Annotated in this window: 12 protein-coding genes; 7 read left to right on the top strand and 5 right to left on the bottom strand. The window is 35.5% G+C overall.

The window, feature by feature from the left end; translation table 11 throughout:
- Positions 1-275: 275 nt before the first annotated feature.
- Complete coding sequence (gene surE, locus ACKTTZ_RS08190; protein WP_034694061.1) at positions 276-1,064, top strand: 5'/3'-nucleotidase SurE; 789 nt, start codon at positions 276-278, stop codon at positions 1,062-1,064.
- A 185-nt stretch (positions 1,065-1,249) separates the two neighbouring features.
- Complete coding sequence (locus tag ACKTTZ_RS08185) at positions 1,250-2,290, top strand: GMP reductase (protein ID WP_407848283.1); 1,041 nt, start codon at positions 1,250-1,252, stop codon at positions 2,288-2,290.
- 43 nt (positions 2,291-2,333) lie between these two features.
- On the opposite strand, the gene ACKTTZ_RS08180 is transcribed toward ACKTTZ_RS08185, so the two are convergent.
- The 5 genes from ACKTTZ_RS08180 to ACKTTZ_RS08160 all read right to left on the bottom strand — a co-directional run bounded on the left by ACKTTZ_RS08180 (position 2,334) and on the right by ACKTTZ_RS08160 (position 8,257).
- Positions 2,334-3,653: a DUF6056 family protein gene (locus tag ACKTTZ_RS08180; protein ID WP_407848281.1), complete on the bottom strand. Its 1,320-nt coding sequence runs from the start codon at positions 3,651-3,653 to the stop codon at positions 2,334-2,336.
- A gap of 3 nt (positions 3,654-3,656) precedes the next feature.
- Positions 3,657-4,400, bottom strand: a complete 744-nt coding sequence (gene fabG / locus ACKTTZ_RS08175) for a 3-oxoacyl-[acyl-carrier-protein] reductase (RefSeq protein ID WP_034694056.1) — start codon at positions 4,398-4,400, stop codon at positions 3,657-3,659.
- Between the two features lie 174 nt (positions 4,401-4,574).
- Positions 4,575-6,086, bottom strand: a complete 1,512-nt coding sequence (locus tag ACKTTZ_RS08170) for a WG repeat-containing protein (protein ID WP_407848279.1) — start codon at positions 6,084-6,086, stop codon at positions 4,575-4,577.
- Positions 6,087-6,092: 6 nt separating this feature from the next.
- Complete coding sequence (gene rsmI, locus ACKTTZ_RS08165) at positions 6,093-6,767, bottom strand: 16S rRNA (cytidine(1402)-2'-O)-methyltransferase (protein WP_034694051.1); 675 nt, start codon at positions 6,765-6,767, stop codon at positions 6,093-6,095.
- Between the two features lie 2 nt (positions 6,768-6,769).
- Positions 6,770-8,257: a hypothetical protein gene (locus tag ACKTTZ_RS08160; RefSeq protein WP_407848277.1), complete on the bottom strand. Its 1,488-nt coding sequence runs from the start codon at positions 8,255-8,257 to the stop codon at positions 6,770-6,772.
- A 61-nt stretch (positions 8,258-8,318) separates the two neighbouring features.
- Here ACKTTZ_RS08160 and ACKTTZ_RS08155 point away from each other — a divergent pair, with 61 nt between their 5' ends.
- The 5 genes from ACKTTZ_RS08155 to mnmG all read left to right on the top strand — a co-directional run bounded on the left by ACKTTZ_RS08155 (position 8,319) and on the right by mnmG (position 16,148).
- The gene (locus tag ACKTTZ_RS08155) at positions 8,319-8,906 is read left to right on the top strand and encodes a thymidine kinase (protein WP_034694049.1); all 588 of its coding nucleotides are present in this window, start codon (positions 8,319-8,321) and stop codon (positions 8,904-8,906) included.
- 198 nt (positions 8,907-9,104) lie between these two features.
- Positions 9,105-11,552, top strand: coding sequence for a bifunctional UDP-N-acetylmuramoyl-tripeptide:D-alanyl-D-alanine ligase/alanine racemase (locus tag ACKTTZ_RS08150; RefSeq protein WP_407848275.1), 2,448 nt, complete (start codon positions 9,105-9,107; stop codon positions 11,550-11,552).
- A gap of 2 nt (positions 11,553-11,554) precedes the next feature.
- The gene (locus ACKTTZ_RS08145) at positions 11,555-13,714 is read left to right on the top strand and encodes a patatin-like phospholipase family protein (protein ID WP_034694047.1); all 2,160 of its coding nucleotides are present in this window, start codon (positions 11,555-11,557) and stop codon (positions 13,712-13,714) included.
- Positions 13,715-13,718: 4 nt separating this feature from the next.
- Positions 13,719-14,138 (top strand): rRNA maturation RNase YbeY, encoded by a 420-nt coding sequence (gene ybeY, locus ACKTTZ_RS08140; protein ID WP_407848273.1) that lies wholly within the window; start codon positions 13,719-13,721, stop codon positions 14,136-14,138.
- Between the two features lie 147 nt (positions 14,139-14,285).
- A complete protein-coding gene (gene mnmG, locus ACKTTZ_RS08135; protein WP_407848271.1) occupies positions 14,286-16,148 on the top strand; it encodes a tRNA uridine-5-carboxymethylaminomethyl(34) synthesis enzyme MnmG in 1,863 nt (620 codons plus the stop codon).
- Positions 16,149-16,164 lie beyond the last annotated feature (16 nt).

Genomic DNA, 16,164 nt, shown 5'->3' with positions numbered 1-16,164 from the left:
ACAACCACTTACATTAAAACTGAAATGAAATTCATATTAAATTTTCTTCATTTCAGTTTTATTTTCTGCATTTTTTGCTTTTCCTTATCTATGCTTTGTTCTTCATTCTATTAGTCAAAGTATGAGAATTTTATTTCTCTTTTCAGTACAGCCAATCCCAATCCGGTATTTTATTGCGTCTGATTTTTACCTACATTTGATGTGTTGAAAATCTATTTGTTCAATTCTGAAAATGAACAAACTACTCTATTTAAATAAAAAATTAAAGATAATTTATGGAAAGACCACTTATTCTGGTGACTAATGATGACGGAATTACAGCTCCTGGTATCAGAAATCTTATCAGTTTTATGAATGAAATCGGAGAAGTAGTGGTTGTAGCACCCAACTCTCCTCAAAGTGGAAAAGGCCACGCTATTACTATCAATTCTACCCTAAGTTACGAAGAAGTTACCCTGGATGGCCCGCAGACAGATTTTTCCTGCAGCGGAACTCCTGTAGACTGTGTAAAAATGGCTCTTGATAAAATTCTGACCAGAAGACCTGATATTGTAGTTTCAGGGATCAATCACGGAGCAAATTCTTCTATCAATGTAATCTATTCCGGAACAATGTCTGCTGCAGTAGAAGCTGGTGTTGAAGGAATTCCTGCTATTGGATTCTCATTACTGGATTTCAGTTGGGAAGCGGATTTTACTCAGGCTAAGGAATTTATTCAGAATATTGTAAGAAGAACATTGGAAAACCCAATGCCAAAAGGAGTTGTACTGAACGTAAATATTCCTAAACTTCCAGCAGAAGAGATTAAGGGAGTAAAAGTCTGTAAACAGGCCAATGCCAAATGGGAAGAAAGCTTCGATGAAAGAATCAATCCGCACGGTAAAAAATATTACTGGCTAACCGGTTATTTCAACAATATGGATGATTCTGAAGATGCTGATGAAACAGCATTGGCTAACGGATATATTTCTATTGTTCCTGTAAAGTTTGACCTGACAGCTTATGAATATATGAAAACATTGGAAGAAGTGATGACTTTTGAAAATGTAAAAGAGGCAAAATAATTCTGGAAATATCAGAAAGTTCTATTCAGTATAACACTGAGTTGAAGTATTGAAATAAATAAAACAGGGTTTGAAATAAGTTTTTCAAACCCTGTTTTTTTGTTCCATAAACCGGAAAAAGCATTCCCTGATCAAGTGCCTGTTCAAGATTATTTACTACCTTTATTCTGACAAATAATTACAAAATGCGTATAGAATATGACATAAAACTGGGGTTCAAGGATGTAATGTTCCGCCCTAAACGTTCTACTTTAAAATCCCGTTCAGAAGTTGATTTACAAAGAGAATTTACCTTTAAGCATACCAAGAAAAAATGGACAGGAGTTCCCGTAATTGCTGCCAATATGGATACAGTAGGAACTTTTGAAATGGCCGTAGAGCTGGCAAAAGAGAAAATTATTACTGCTGTTCATAAACATTATACTCCTGCTGAATGGAGCCAGTTTCTGGACAGCCAGCCTGAAAGTATTCATCAGTATATTGCTTTGAGTACCGGAACAGGAAAAGCAGATGAAGAAAAAATAAAACAGATTCTCGAAAAGCACCCAAAAATTGAGTTTCTCTGTATAGATGTAGCCAATGGCTATTCTGAGCATTTCGTTGAATTTGTGAAGAAAGCAAGGGCCAATTTTCCGGATAAAATTATTATGGCCGGAAATGTGGTTACCGGAGAAATGGTAGAAGAGCTTCTATTGGTAGGTGCAGACATCATCAAAGTAGGAATTGGCCCAGGATCAGTGTGTACTACCAGAGTAAAAACAGGAGTTGGATACCCTCAGCTTTCTGCAATTATAGAATGTGCTGATGCCGCTCATGGACTGGGCGGACATATCATCGCTGATGGCGGATGTAAAGTTCCAGGAGACGTTGCAAAAGCCTTTGGTGGCGGTGCAGATTTCGTCATGTTGGGAGGAATGTTTGCCGGACATGATGAAAGTGGCGGAGAAATGATTGAAGAAAACGGTAAAAAATATCGTTCTTTCTATGGAATGAGTTCCAAAACAGCCATGGACAAGCATTCCGGGGGTGTAGCAGAATACCGTGCTTCTGAAGGAAAAACAGTGAAAGTAGCCTATAAAGGTCCGGTTTCAGACACTGTAAAGGATATTTTAGGAGGCGTGAGATCCACATGTACTTATGTAGGGGCTTCGCAGCTTAAGGAACTTTCCAAAAGAACAACTTTTATAAGGGTTCAGGAACAGGAAAACCAGGTTTTTAAGGACTAGAAATACAACAAAAGGCTTTAGATTACGTATCTAAAGCCTTTATTTATTCTTTTGTTCTGATGTATTTTTTATTGAAATATTTTTCAAGCTGATCATTTACATAGGTTTTTTCCTCTTTTACAGAAGCCATTTCATCCATATATAAAATTCTCGGAACTTCTTTTATTTTGTCTACCACCACAGAATCCTGAGAAGAGTTTTTAATTATATCAACCCTTTCATTCATCTCTCTTTCATATTCCTTAAGATCTGTAGTCAGAAGCTCCATGACTATATTTTCACCATTAAGATCAATATTAAAATAAGAATATTTCTCCGGGAAAGCTTTGAGCTCAGGAAGGAAAATAATGAAAAGGGAAATCCACCAAAGTTTTTTAATTTTTTCAAATTTAAAAAAGACAATCAGTGAAAAGGTGATTAAGAAATAGAAGATAATACTTTCAAACTGCCTTGCGATAGAGGTAAGAATATACCCTGTAAATAACAAAGGAATCAATGAAACCATCCAGAATAAAACAGCTTTTTTAAAGGTTATCTTACTGGTTATTTTTTTGAGTTCTTCTTCAAAAACCATCATAAATAAAGGTAGTATTAAAAGAACTTTGGCTGCAACATAGAGTGTATTAGCTCCAAAAAGGCCTATTCTTTTCGCCCATTTTATAATTCCTTGTTCGGTTTCACCCATTCTGTTGAAGTTCCCAGGCGCAAGAAAACTTACCAACAAAAAGACGCTTGCAGTCAATACCAAAGTCAGGTTTTTCTTATTACGTTTCTGATAATAAGACACCAACAGAATTCCCCATACAATCAATGCCAGAATTTCATTAGAACCCATCAGCATTACGACAAGCAATAGGGAAAGATAAAACCAGATATTCTTTCCTGTATCTTTATTTTTTTTAATAAAATAGAGTAAAATACCCGCTAAAATTGCAGGAACGAAGTAGATATTGGAACCTGTAATCCAGAAGTAATGTTCAGGCAGGCTTACCAGAAGTATGGTATAAAAGAAAAATAAAAGAAAGCCTTTTTTAATAGACTCTTTGAAAGAATAGTTGAAATATTCTTTAAAGTTGAATGCGGAAACTCCAATAAAGGAAAGCATTAAAAAAACAGGATAGATTTTCGGAACAATATTTTTACTGTCATAAAAGACAGGATTAAACATATTCACAGAGTATCCGAAATACCTTCCGCCCCATGTTGTATAGGTATCTATAAAACATTGCAGCAATCCTAATTTTCTGGTGGCATAGGAACAAAAATAATCATCGGTCTGATATACATTAAAAACACTAATGTATGCCAGACCGATGCCTATTAAAACTGACAAGAATAATACTATATTCTGTGCTTTTTTCATTTTTTAAGTTAACATTCCACCGTCAACGTTTAATGTCTGTCCGGTAATGTATGCTGACATTTCGCTGCCTAAGAATACACATGCATTGGCGATATCTGCAGGCTGTCCTCCTCTCTTCATTGGAATTTCTTCTCTCCATCCCTGAACTGTTTTTTCATCCAGAACAGCAGTCATTTCTGTTTCGATAAATCCAGGTGCAATCGCATTACATCTGATATTTCTTGATCCTAACTCCAGTGCCACAGATTTTGTAAATCCGATCACCCCAGCTTTAGAAGCTGCATAGTTGGCTTGTCCGGCATTACCTTTCACACCTACTACAGAAGTCATATTGATGATAGATCCTGATCTTGCCTTCATCATCGGCTTGATTACCGCTTTTGTAAGGTTGAAAACTGAATCTAAGTTTACTTTGATTACTTTATCCCAATCTTCTTTGGACATTCTCAATAACAGGTTATCTTTTGTAATCCCTGCATTGTTTACCAAAATATCAATCTGCCCGAACTCTGCCATTACATCTTCCACCAATTTCTGAGCTGCATCATAATCTGATGCGTCAGACTGATATCCCTTAATTTGGGTTACAGAACTTAAAGCTGCTTCTAATTCTTTTGCTTTGTCTACAGAGCCAGCGTAGGTAAATGCCACTTTTGCTCCTTGTTGAGCAAACATTTCAGCGATACCTTTACCGATTCCTCTTGTAGCTCCGGTAATTAGTGCTACTTTTCCTTCTAATATTTTCATATCTATTGACAATTATTTTCTTTTATAACTCGTTCAGCTTGTGACAGCTGCCTCTTCATGTTTCTACAATTCCTTTCTGGAATTAAACGGTTTGCAAAGATATTATAAAATGTTATTCAACCCATTTAAATTGTCAAAATACTACTATTTTTTTGATGATTATCAGGATTTTCATTAAAGTTGACCAGAATTATTTCTAAACCTGGTGAAGTAAATAAAGTCTGTTTTTTTACTCTTATCCAGTCTTAATACCTCTTTCTGCCAGAAATATTTATCATAAATAATTTCTTTCAAAGGCTCATTCTGAAAATTGGAAACTCCGAATTTTCCTTCTTTTTTCACTACGATTTCGTTTTCAGCATTCCCGAATGTGATAATATCTTCGTAAACAAAGGGTACAATTTCTGTTCCTTTTCCATCCAGAATTCCATATAAATTGCCTGTATTTCTACAAACCAGAGGTTTTGAATACTGATTAAGAGGATTAAAGTATTCAACATCCTCATTTTTTATCTGACTTATATTTTTCAACTCAGATAATGACTGATCTTTCACTGAAAACCTGTAGTAACGATCCTGTTTTCCAACAATAAGATTATCAGGATAAAAGCCCAGAATCTGAACCCCTTCTCCTACAATATTTTTAAGGTCTTTATCAAGAAACTTCTCTTCATTTCCTTTTTTAAGATAAATAAAATCTTTTCCTGAAATGGTAAAACTTCTGATGAAATCATATTCCAGTGGAAGAATAATGTTTCCCTCCAGGTCTATAATTCCTGATTTCTTTACTTTATCATTGTAGACACCGAAATAATTATTCAATAAAGGATTTAAATATTTAAAAGTCTGCGCATACAGCTTCTTGTCTTTTTTACTGAAAACTGTTGTTTTTCCTTTTTTTGTAAGGTAGATATACTCTTTTTTACCAAAGTATTCAGGGGTGATATCGTTATAGATTTCGTCAGCAATTGTATTTCCATCAGCATCAATCAAGCCATATTTTCCTGTAGCCTTATTTTGAGTAATCAGATAAGGATAGGCATTGATATCTACCACTTGTTTTGAAAATTTGTGCAGAGTCTGCCCGTTATTTCCAATGATTTCTTTTTCATTATCTTCATTGATGATCAGTGCTCTACCCTCTTCAAAGCTATAATCTTCTTTAAATTCACGAGTACTGAGCTGCTTTCCTTTAAGGTCATACAGAAACCATTTTTTATCTTTTAAGACAAAAAGCCTGTTCTTCCCTGAAAAACGGATCTTTTCAGAATAAGGAATGATTTCCTTTCCTTTAAAATCATAGACGGCTTCAGCATTCTGTTTTGATGAGATGATACAATCTTCACTCCACCACGGTGTATTAAACTCCTGATCGTTCAGGGGAATAAGTTCTGTTCCTTTTTCGTCAATTACAGCTGATTTTCTACTATTTCCTTCTTCAGAATAAAGGATAAACCGGTTTTTGAAAACATGCAGAATACTTCCTTTGTAAGGAGATTCAAACGTTATAGTTCCTAAAGAATCTACAATTCCCTGTTTCTTGTAACCAGTGTCATAGAATGTTCCATATCCTTCCGAATAGGAACTGATTTCTTTCCCTGTTTTTTTCGACAGGATTACCTTCATATATTGGTTAGTCTGTGCTGTACAGACTACAGAACACAATACAAAAACTAATTTTTTCAAAGAAAATTAAATAGAATTATTGACAATAAGAACGATCTCTCCTTTTAAAGTTTTACTCTTGGAAAATTCAATTAATTCATTGATTGTTCCGCGTTTAGTTTCTTCAAATTTTTTAGAAATCTCCCGGCTTAAGCTTACTTTGGTTTCTTCTCCGAAGAATTCTTTAATCTGCTCCAGCGTGGTATTGATTTTATGAGGACTTTCGTATAAAACGATCGTCTTTTTTTCTTCAGCAAGCTGTTTCAGTTTGGTTTGTCTTCCTTTTTTCTGCGGCAGAAATCCTGCGAATAAAAATTCATTATTAGGAAGTCCCGAAACCACAAGTGCCGGAATCAGAGCAGTTGCTCCGGGAAGGCAAATCATGTCAATATTATTATCTGCTCCCGCTTTGGCCAGCAAATATCCGGGATCTGAGATACCAGGTGTTCCCGCATCAGTAATAATAGCGATATTCTGCCCGTTTTTAAGGTCTGCAATCACTTTCTCCGTTGCCTGATGCTCATTATGCAAATGATAAGATTTTAAAGGCTTGGAGATCTCAAAATGTTTTAAAAGTATTCCGGAAGTTCTGGTGTCTTCACATAAAATATAATCTACTTCTTTCAGAACATTTACTGCTCTGAATGTCATGTCTTCCAGGTTCCCAACGGGTGTGGGAACAAAATATAGGATTCCGCTCAAAATTATAAGAATTTATTTTCCACCAATATCCAAAGTCTCTGGGCATATTCATCCACCTTATTCCATTTTCTGTCATAATACAGATCACTAAGATATTCTTTGGCTTCTTCCAGTGTTCTGAATTGATTCAGTTGATAAACCGTATCATTCAGATCTGCCTGGCTTCCTTCAAAAAGCATCTTCGTGAAGGCAAGTCTGTCATTAAGATCAAGCTTAAATTCAGGTTTCAGCTTATCTGCTTCCATGAAATTGGTCGGAATATTGGATTTCAGAATACTTCCTGAGTCTTCTTTTACAACCGGAGAAGTTTTCTCTTCTTTGGGAAGCTCCAGGTGGTCATCATCAAAAAGTGACTGAACAGCCTTCATTCCTTTGATATTGGCTAATTTTATTTTTTTCTCCCGATGGTATTCTTCTAAATTTTCGAAGCTCTCATCAGAAGGATGTTTATCTGTTTCTTCGGGAATAGGTTTATCGATTTCAACAATTTTTCTTCGGTCATAAACTTCGGCAAGGATGCTTTCTTCTTTTGTTTCTTCTTCAGAATGGTCGTTTTTAATCTCACTCAGAATATTTTCTACATTGGAAGTTTCCGTAGCCATTTCTCCCTGCTCTATGGAAACATTTGAAGTTACAAACTGTTCTTCGTTTTCTTCAATCAGTATTTCATCATCCAGCGTTTCTGTATCAAAAATACTCGGAATTGTTTCCGTTACAGGAGGTTTTGCATCATTCACTACAGCAAAATCCGTTTCTTTTTCAGATTCCGACTTAGCAATTTCTTCTTCTTCCTGCTCTTCTATTTCATTAAGCTGATTATTGAAAATAGCTTCTTCTTCTGTAACTTCATTATAAAACAGATCTTCATTAAGATCTTCATCCGAATCCGGTGTAGAATCCGCAAGAATTTTATCTTCATCCACAAAACTCAAAACAGCTCTCTGTTCTTCTGAAATTTCATTTTCATCAATTTCGTTCAGCACATTATTGAAAGCAGCTTCTTCTTCCAGAGTTTCATATTCAGGAGTCTCTTCCTGAATATTTTCCGGTAATTTTTCTTCCTTGTTTTCTTCTATAAAGCTTACGATATTTTCATGGAATTCATTTTCAACAATTTCATTTAACTGATTGTTGAAAACAGCCTCTTCTTCTTCAGGTTCGTCTGAAAAAACTTCATTTTCATCAATTTCGTTCAGTTCATTATTGAAAATAGCTTCTTCTTCCATCACTTCGTTTCCGGTATCATGATGTTCTGTTTCACCTGAAACAAAAGAGGCATACTGATGGTCCGGATTCTGTGTCGTATTGTCTGCTACGAAGTATTCAATATTTTTTTCCAGCAGTTTCAAAAAAGAAATCCTGTTAGCAAGCTCATCTACAAGATCTTGCTTGGAAAGTAATTCGTCTATATTGCTTATTTTGTCCAGATTATCAATGATATTCATGGATTCAAAAAAAATCTTTTCCTTTAAATCTTGGATATTCTGCATAATAAGATTCTTATTAAAATTGCTTACTTTTGATGTTAAAAATATACGGCTAATTTAACAAATGTTTTTAGAAAATACAATTAATCATTCCAAACAAAGTGGTTGGATGGAAGTAATTTGTGGCTCTATGTTTTCCGGTAAAACCGAGGAACTTATCCGCAGATTGCGAAGAGCGGAAATGGCAGGACAGAATGTGGAAATTTTTAAACCCAAAATGGATATACGGTATTCTGAAGAGGATGTAGTCTCTCATAATCAGAATAAAATCCGTAGTACAGCAGTAGAAAACCCTAATGAAATTCTTCTGTTGGCTTCCAATTGTGATGTAGTAGCCATTGATGAAGCTCAGTTTTTTGATGAAAGCATTGTAGATGTTGCCAATCAGCTTGCCAATAGCGGTATCAGAGTAGTTATTGCAGGATTGGATATGGATTTTTTGGGCCGTCCGTTTGGACCAATGCCTAATTTGATGGCGACTGCCGAGTATGTTACAAAAGTGCATGCTATTTGTAAGAGAACAGGTAATCTGGCCAACTATTCCATGAGAACTTCTCAGGGAGATAATCTGGTAGAATTAGGAGAAACAGAAAGCTATGAAGCAGTAAGCCGCCGTGTTTTTATTGACGAAGTACTTTCAAAAAGAAAATAATTAATGGATAAAGGCAAAACAGAGAAAAATGCTGTTTGCATCAAACCATACAATATATTCACTTACTATTAAAATGAAAAGCGAAAAAGCTTTATTGTAAAATATTAAAAAAGAAAAGAAGATGACAGAATGGTCTTTATTTCTTTTGCAGTTTTACCTTTTTGCAGTTTCGCTCTAAATAAAGCAGAAAGGGTACCAATGAATTATACAGTACAACACATTGCAGAGATCACCAATGCACAGATCATTGGAGACGGAAATCTATTGATCAAAAATATAGCTTACGACAGCAGAATTATTTATTCTACCAAAAATACAGCCTTTATCGCGATCAATACTCAGAAAAATTCCGGAGAAAAATTTATTGAATCTGCAATGGACAGAGGTATCAATGTCATTATTTCTGAACATCACTATCCGGAGTTTGAAAATATTACCTGGATTATTGTTGAAAATTCCGTAGAGTTTCTTCAAAAATTAGCAAAGTATCATTTCGAAAATTCTCATTTACAATCAATCGGAATTACAGGAAGTAATGGTAAGACTATTTTAAAAGAATGGTTGTATCAATGTTTATGGAACGAATTTCCTACTGTAAAAAGCCCTAAAAGTTTTAATTCTCAGATCGGTCTTCCATTGTCTCTTCTTCAGATCAACAGCTCACATCAGCTGGGAATTTTTGAGGTAGGGATTTCAAAACCGCATGAAATGGAAAAACTTGAAAATATTTTCCATCCTCAGATCGGGCTGCTTACCCACATCGGAACTGCCCATGCTGCCAACTTTTCTTCCGATGAAGAATTGATTGACGAAAAAATCAGTCTTTTCAAAAATTCTGAAGTGATCATTTATAATGGAGATAATTCTTTGGTGGATCAAAAAATTAAAAATTCCTATTCCGATAAAAAATTAATTTCTTACGGTTTTAAAAAAGAGAATCAGGTTTTCATCAAAAACAATATTTCTAAAGATGAAAACATCATTGTGGAATATTTGGGTGAAGAAATCAGTTTTCCGGTTCATCAGAGAGACGAAGCGACATTAACCAATGCTATGGCGCTTATCTCTGTGCTTAAGGAACTGAATATCGAAAATAAAAAGATCGTTGAAAAAATCAACCTTTTAAAAGCCGTTGAAATGAGGCTTGAAGCGATTGAAGGAATTAAGGGCAATATTGTCATCAACGATTCTTTTAATCTTGACCTTGACTCTTTGAAGACTGCCCTGCAGTTTTTGAATGAATACAACAAATCTAAAAAATCTTTGGTCTTAACAGATATTGTAGGAGTGAATTCCAACGCCAAAGAATTGTACGAAGAAGTTTCTGAACTGGTGAATGAGCAGCATTTTGATTCTGTATTCTTAATTGGCGATGAAATATCAAACTTCAGTGAATTATTTAAAGCTAAAACATATACTTTTATTGACACCAAAGAGCTCATTGAAAGTAAACATCTTACTGAAATAGAAAATCAGATTATTCTACTGAAAGGAGCCAGAAAATTTGAGATCGAAAAACTGAAAGATATTCTTGAACTCAGAAAACATGATACGGTATTAGAAGTAAATCTCAATGCCATCCTTCACAATATCAACTATCATAAATCTCTTCTGAAGCCTGGAACTAAAATGATGGCTATGGTAAAAGCCAATGCTTACGGACTGGGAAGTTTTGAAGTGTCAGAATTTCTTCAGCATCATCATATAGATTATCTTGGGGTAGCTTATGCAGATGAAGGAGTAGAACTTCGTAAGAAAGGGATTACTACTCCTATTATTGTTATGAATCCTGAACAGCACAGCTATCAGACTATTATAGAATACAACCTGGAACCTGAAATTTACAGTTTCAGAGTATTGGAACTATTTTATGAAGCCGTTCAGAAATCCGGATATGATAAGAAATATCCAATCCATATTAAGCTGGAGACAGGAATGCACCGTCTTGGTTTCAAAGATTTTGAGTTGGATCAGTTAAGCGAAACTTTAAGTCAGAAAAATGTAAAGGTTCAAAGTATGTTCAGTCATTTATCTTCTTCTGATATGCCTGAAGAAAAAGAATTCACTTTGAAACAACTTGATGTTTTCGAAAAAAATTCCAGCTACCTTATTGAAAAACTAGGCTACACTCCTATCCGTCATATTCTGAATTCTGCAGGAATTACGAGCTATAAAGATCATCAGCATGACATGGTGAGAATCGGTATTGGTATGCTGGGAGAATCAGCAGATCCTGAAATACAGAAACAATTACGATCTGTGGTAAGCTTTAAAACCGTAATTTCACAGATATCAACCGTTGAAAATGGTGAATCAGTAGGCTACAGCAGAAGATATAAAGCGGATCATTCTACGAGAATTGCAACGATTCCTGTAGGATATGCAGACGGAATTCCGAGACTCATCGGAAATCAGGTAGGAAATGTAGGGGTAAATAAGACTCTTGCACCTATTGTCGGAAATATCTGCATGGATATGATGATGATTAATGTAGACCATATTCCCCACGTAAAAGAAGGTGATACGGTAACTGTTTTCAACGCCAAACCAAGCTTAAAAGAATTCGCAGGATACTGCAAAACGATAACCTATGAAGTATTAACCTCCATTTCACCCCGGGTGAAACGGATTTATATAAAAGATTAACTATGAGAAAACTCCTGATTCTGCTTTCCATATTCCAATTATTATTGATCCATTCTCAGGTAAAAAAAGATTTGGTAATTCCGAAAAATCCAAAAATAGGGTTATCACTTGCCGGTGGTGGTGCCAAGGGTTTTTCACATGTCGGAGTTCTTAAAGTACTGGATTCTTTGGGAGTGAAAGTAGACTATATTTCCGGCACCAGCATGGGAGCCATCGTAGGTGGATTGTATGCCGCCGGGTATTCCGGGAAAGAAATAGAAAAAATAGTCATGGATACAGATTTCTATTCTCTGATTATGGATCCAAAGTCCCGGCAGGAAGCCAGCTTTTTTAATAAATCTGTAGACAAATATCTTTTATCCATTCCGCTTAAAAACGGAAAAATTACACTTCCCTCCTCAATCAGTACCGGACAGAGAAACGTTTATCTTCTGAAAGAGCTTTTTAAAAACGTTTCCAATATTGAGGACTTTTCCAAAATGCCTATTCCATTCCTTTGCGTCGCTACCAATCTTGAAAGCGGTAATATGCAGATCTTTGAAAAGGGAGATCTGGTACAGTCTATTATGGCAAGTTCTGCTTTTCCATCTTTAATGGATCCTGTAAAAATTGGCGACAGCATTTATATTGACGGAGCTATGACGGTAAACTATCCTTCAAAGCCTTTAAAGGACAAAGGAATTGATATCGTCATCGGTGTGGACCTTAATCAGGATTTGTCGAAAAGAGAGGATTTAAACAATATTATAGCTATTCTGAACCAGGTTATTGATTTCGGAATCAAAAAAGATACCCGAAAACAATATAAATATACAGACATCAATATCAAACCCAACCTGAAAGGAATGTCTGCAACAAGCTACGATGATAAAAAGAAAATTCTGGATAGCGGATATGTGGAAGGATTAAAATATTCCCAGATCCTGGACCAGCTTCCAAAGAAACCATTTGATCGCCTTAGACAGCGCGTAAATCCAATCTATTCCAACGTTTATAAGATCGATAGCATTTCTATTGAAGGAAGTAAAATTTACGGTAAAAACTACACGCTGGGTAAAATGGGATTACGTCTCCCCTCTTTGCAGACCTATGGAAGTATTAATAAAATGATTGATAAACTGGTTGCCACCAACAACTACAAATTTATCAATTATGATATCGTTCAGGAGAATGACGCCAACTACCTGAAGCTTTACGTCACTGAAGATGATGCCCGCCATTTTTTAAAATTCGGACTCCATTATGACGAAGTTTTTAAAACAGGATTACTTTTAAATTATTCTGCAAAAAGACTTTTATTCAAAAATTCTAACCTTTCCCTGGATGTCGTTGTGGGAGATCGCATGAGATATTACCTGAATTATTTTATAGATAACGGATACATTCCGGGAGTTGGTCTTTATTCATCCGGGATGAGTTTTGATATAAAGAATGTAGACAATTACGTAGTAGACCGTTGGGAATGGATAAGAAATGAAGCCTATATACAGTCTATATGGAAGGACAAATTTGCCATTGGTGGTGGTATAAGCCATGACTATTTTAAAGCGGAAAACAGCAATGGAGACAACAGACGTTACAGCCGTTTTTTAAACCCTTATGTCTTTATCAAAACCGATACTCAGGATGATAAGGAATTCCCTACCAAAGGGGTTTATTTTGCTGCAGAAGGAAAGGTTGTAGATCTATTAAAGTCTGAAGTTGATAAAAGAATCATTCAGATTAAAGCAGACCTAAGGCTTAACATTCCACTTGGGAAACAATTCAGTTATCGTCTGAATCTATTTGGAGGGGTTACTCTCGGCGAGAACCTTCCTGCTTATTACCAATATAGATTAGGAGGAATTTTTGAGCAGAATCTTATGAATTTTAAAAGTTTTGGAGGATTCTATTTCGCTCAGCTTTATACAAACAATGTAATACTGGCTTCTAATGATGTCCAGTTTAAGTTTAATAAAAACTATTTTATCAGCGGAAACTTTACCTTTGCCAACTTATCAAACGATATCAAGTTTGAGGATGCAGTTAAAGTAAATTATAGTTCACTGGGAATTACGGCAGGTTACAAATCTCCTTTCGGGCAGATAAAAGTAAACTTTAGCCACTCCCTAAAAAATAACCAAAAAGGTATATTCAGTGTTATATTAGGACACTGGTTTTAAAAAAATGATACAGTTCTTTTATGAAAACTTACCAGAGTCGGTAAGTACAGATTACAAAAAATGGCTGGAAGATCTTATTCTTTCAGAAGGAAAAAAACTAGGAGAAATCAATTACATTTTCTGTGATGATGAATATCTTCTTAAGATCAATCAGGATTATTTGCAGCATGATTATTATACAGATATTATCACTTTTGATTATGTAAAAGGCAAGACAATAAGCGCTGAGATTTTCGTATCTTTGCAGCGCATTTCTGATAACGCCTCTACCCTTTCCCGAGATTATGAAGAAGAATTAAGAAGGGTTTTAGCCCACGGTATTTTACACCTTGCAGGCTATAAAGACAAGACGGAAGAGGAAGAAAAAGAGATGCGGAGAATGGAAGATCTGCACCTGGATAAATACAGGGATTTAAAGTTTTAGAATTGAACAATCACTTAAAGTCCCATATCTAAAGTACTCTATTCTAGTAACAATATAAGTTTATCTAGAGTGCATTCTCCAAAAATGTTTCACGTGAAACATTGGTTATAAAGATAAGGTTTAAAGCTTAAAACAAGCGAGATAAAAATGATTTCAGAAATATATGATGTGATAGTAGTAGGTGCCGGACACGCAGGTTGTGAAGCCGCAGCCGCAGCAGCTAACCTCGGTTCAAAAACCCTACTTATTACAATGAATATGCAGACCATCGGACAGATGAGTTGCAACCCGGCAATGGGCGGAATCGCAAAAGGACAGATCGTAAGAGAGATTGATGCAATGGGAGGATATTCCGGAATTGTGGCAGACAAATCTGCGATCCAATTCAAAATGCTGAATCTTTCAAAAGGTCCTGCGATGTGGTCTCCGAGAACCCAAAATGATAGAATGCTTTTTGCTGAAGAATGGCGCTTAGCATTAGAGAATACTCCCAATCTTGATTTCTTTCAGGATATGGTAAAACAACTGATTGTTGAAAATAATAAAGTAGCAGGAGTTGTTACTTCTTTAGGAATTGAGATCAGAGCAAAATCTGTAGTTCTTACTAACGGAACTTTTCTTAACGGATTAATCCACGTTGGAGATAAACAATTAGGCGGAGGAAGAATGGGTGAACCAAGAGCTTTTGGAATTACAGAACAATTGGTCACTTTAGGATTCGAAGCAGGAAGAATGAAAACCGGAACTCCACCAAGAGTAGACGGAAGAAGTTTGGATTATTCAAAAATGGAAGAACAGAAAGGAGATGAAAATCCTCAAAAGTTCAGCTATCTTGATACTCCGAAACTGACAAAACAATTAAGCTGTCATATCGTATATACTAACGAAACCGTACACGATATTTTAAGAGAAGGTTTTGACCGAAGCCCAATGTTCAATGGAACCATTCAAAGTTTAGGTCCAAGATACTGTCCAAGTATTGAAGACAAAATTAATCGTTTTGCAGAAAGAAACAGACATCAGCTTTTCGTAGAACCGGAAGGATGGAAAACAGTAGAAATCTATGTAAACGGATTCAGTTCTTCTCTTCCTGAAGATGTACAGATCAAAGCAATGAAACATATTCCAGGATTTGAAAATGTAAAAGTTTTCCGTCCGGGTTATGCTATTGAATACGACTACTTCCCTCCTACCCAATTAAAACATACACTCGAAACTAAATTAATTGACAATTTATATTTTGCAGGGCAGATTAACGGAACTACCGGATATGAAGAAGCAGCAGGACAAGGATTAATTGCCGGAATCAATGCACACAATAAAGTACACGAAAAAGGAGATTTTATCCTAAACAGAGATGAAGCTTATATTGGAGTATTGATTGATGACTTAATCACAAAAGGAACGGAAGAACCTTACAGAATGTTTACTTCACGTGCAGAATACAGACTTCTTTTAAGACAGGATAATGCCGATATCAGATTAACAGAGAAAGCATACCAGTTAGGATTAGCAAAAGAAGACAGATTAAGACGAGTTGAAACTAAAATATCTGAAAGTCAGTCACTTGAAGAGTTTCTCCGTGAAACTTCTTTAAAACCAGGTATTATCAATCCGGTTCTGGAATCAATTGAAAGCAGTCCTGTAGATCAGGCTTACAGAGCAGCTCAAATCCTTACCAGACCCAATATGACATTAGAAAAACTGGATGAAATTGATTTTATTAAAGAAGTTTCTACTCAATATAATGATGAAGTAAGAGAACAGGCAGAGATCAATATTAAGTATAAAGGATATATTGAGAAAGAAAAAGAAAACGTTGCTAAATTAAATCGTCTGGAAAACATTAAAATTCCTGAAGATTTTGATTATACGAAGCTTTCCAGCCTTTCTGCAGAAGCAAAACAGAAGATGTCTAACGTTCGTCCGAAGACCATTGCACAGGCAGGTAGAATAAGCGGCGTTTCTCCAGCTGATATTAATGTTTTATTAGTTTATCTAGGACGTTAAATAAAATGTTTCACGT

The sequence above is a fragment of the Chryseobacterium sp. KCF3-3 genome (assembly GCF_045865955.1).
GTDB lineage: Bacteria > Bacteroidota > Bacteroidia > Flavobacteriales > Weeksellaceae > Chryseobacterium.
This window is presented reverse-complemented; position numbering and strand designations above follow the sequence as displayed.

Coding starts and splice junctions, on each gene's coding strand:
- surE (WP_034694061.1), top strand. CDS start 276: ATGGAAAGACCACTTATTCTGGTGACTAATGATGACGGAATTACAGCT.
- ACKTTZ_RS08185 (WP_407848283.1), top strand. CDS start 1,250: ATGCGTATAGAATATGACATAAAACTGGGGTTCAAGGATGTAATGTTC.
- ACKTTZ_RS08180 (WP_407848281.1), bottom strand. CDS start 3,653: ATGAAAAAAGCACAGAATATAGTATTATTCTTGTCAGTTTTAATAGGC.
- fabG (WP_034694056.1), bottom strand. CDS start 4,400: ATGAAAATATTAGAAGGAAAAGTAGCACTAATTACCGGAGCTACAAGA.
- ACKTTZ_RS08160 (WP_407848277.1), bottom strand. CDS start 8,257: ATGCAGAATATCCAAGATTTAAAGGAAAAGATTTTTTTTGAATCCATG.
- ACKTTZ_RS08155 (WP_034694049.1), top strand. CDS start 8,319: ATGTTTTTAGAAAATACAATTAATCATTCCAAACAAAGTGGTTGGATG.
- ACKTTZ_RS08150 (WP_407848275.1), top strand. CDS start 9,105: ATGAATTATACAGTACAACACATTGCAGAGATCACCAATGCACAGATC.
- ACKTTZ_RS08145 (WP_034694047.1), top strand. CDS start 11,555: ATGAGAAAACTCCTGATTCTGCTTTCCATATTCCAATTATTATTGATC.
- ybeY (WP_407848273.1), top strand. CDS start 13,719: ATGATACAGTTCTTTTATGAAAACTTACCAGAGTCGGTAAGTACAGAT.
- mnmG (WP_407848271.1), top strand. CDS start 14,286: ATGATTTCAGAAATATATGATGTGATAGTAGTAGGTGCCGGACACGCA.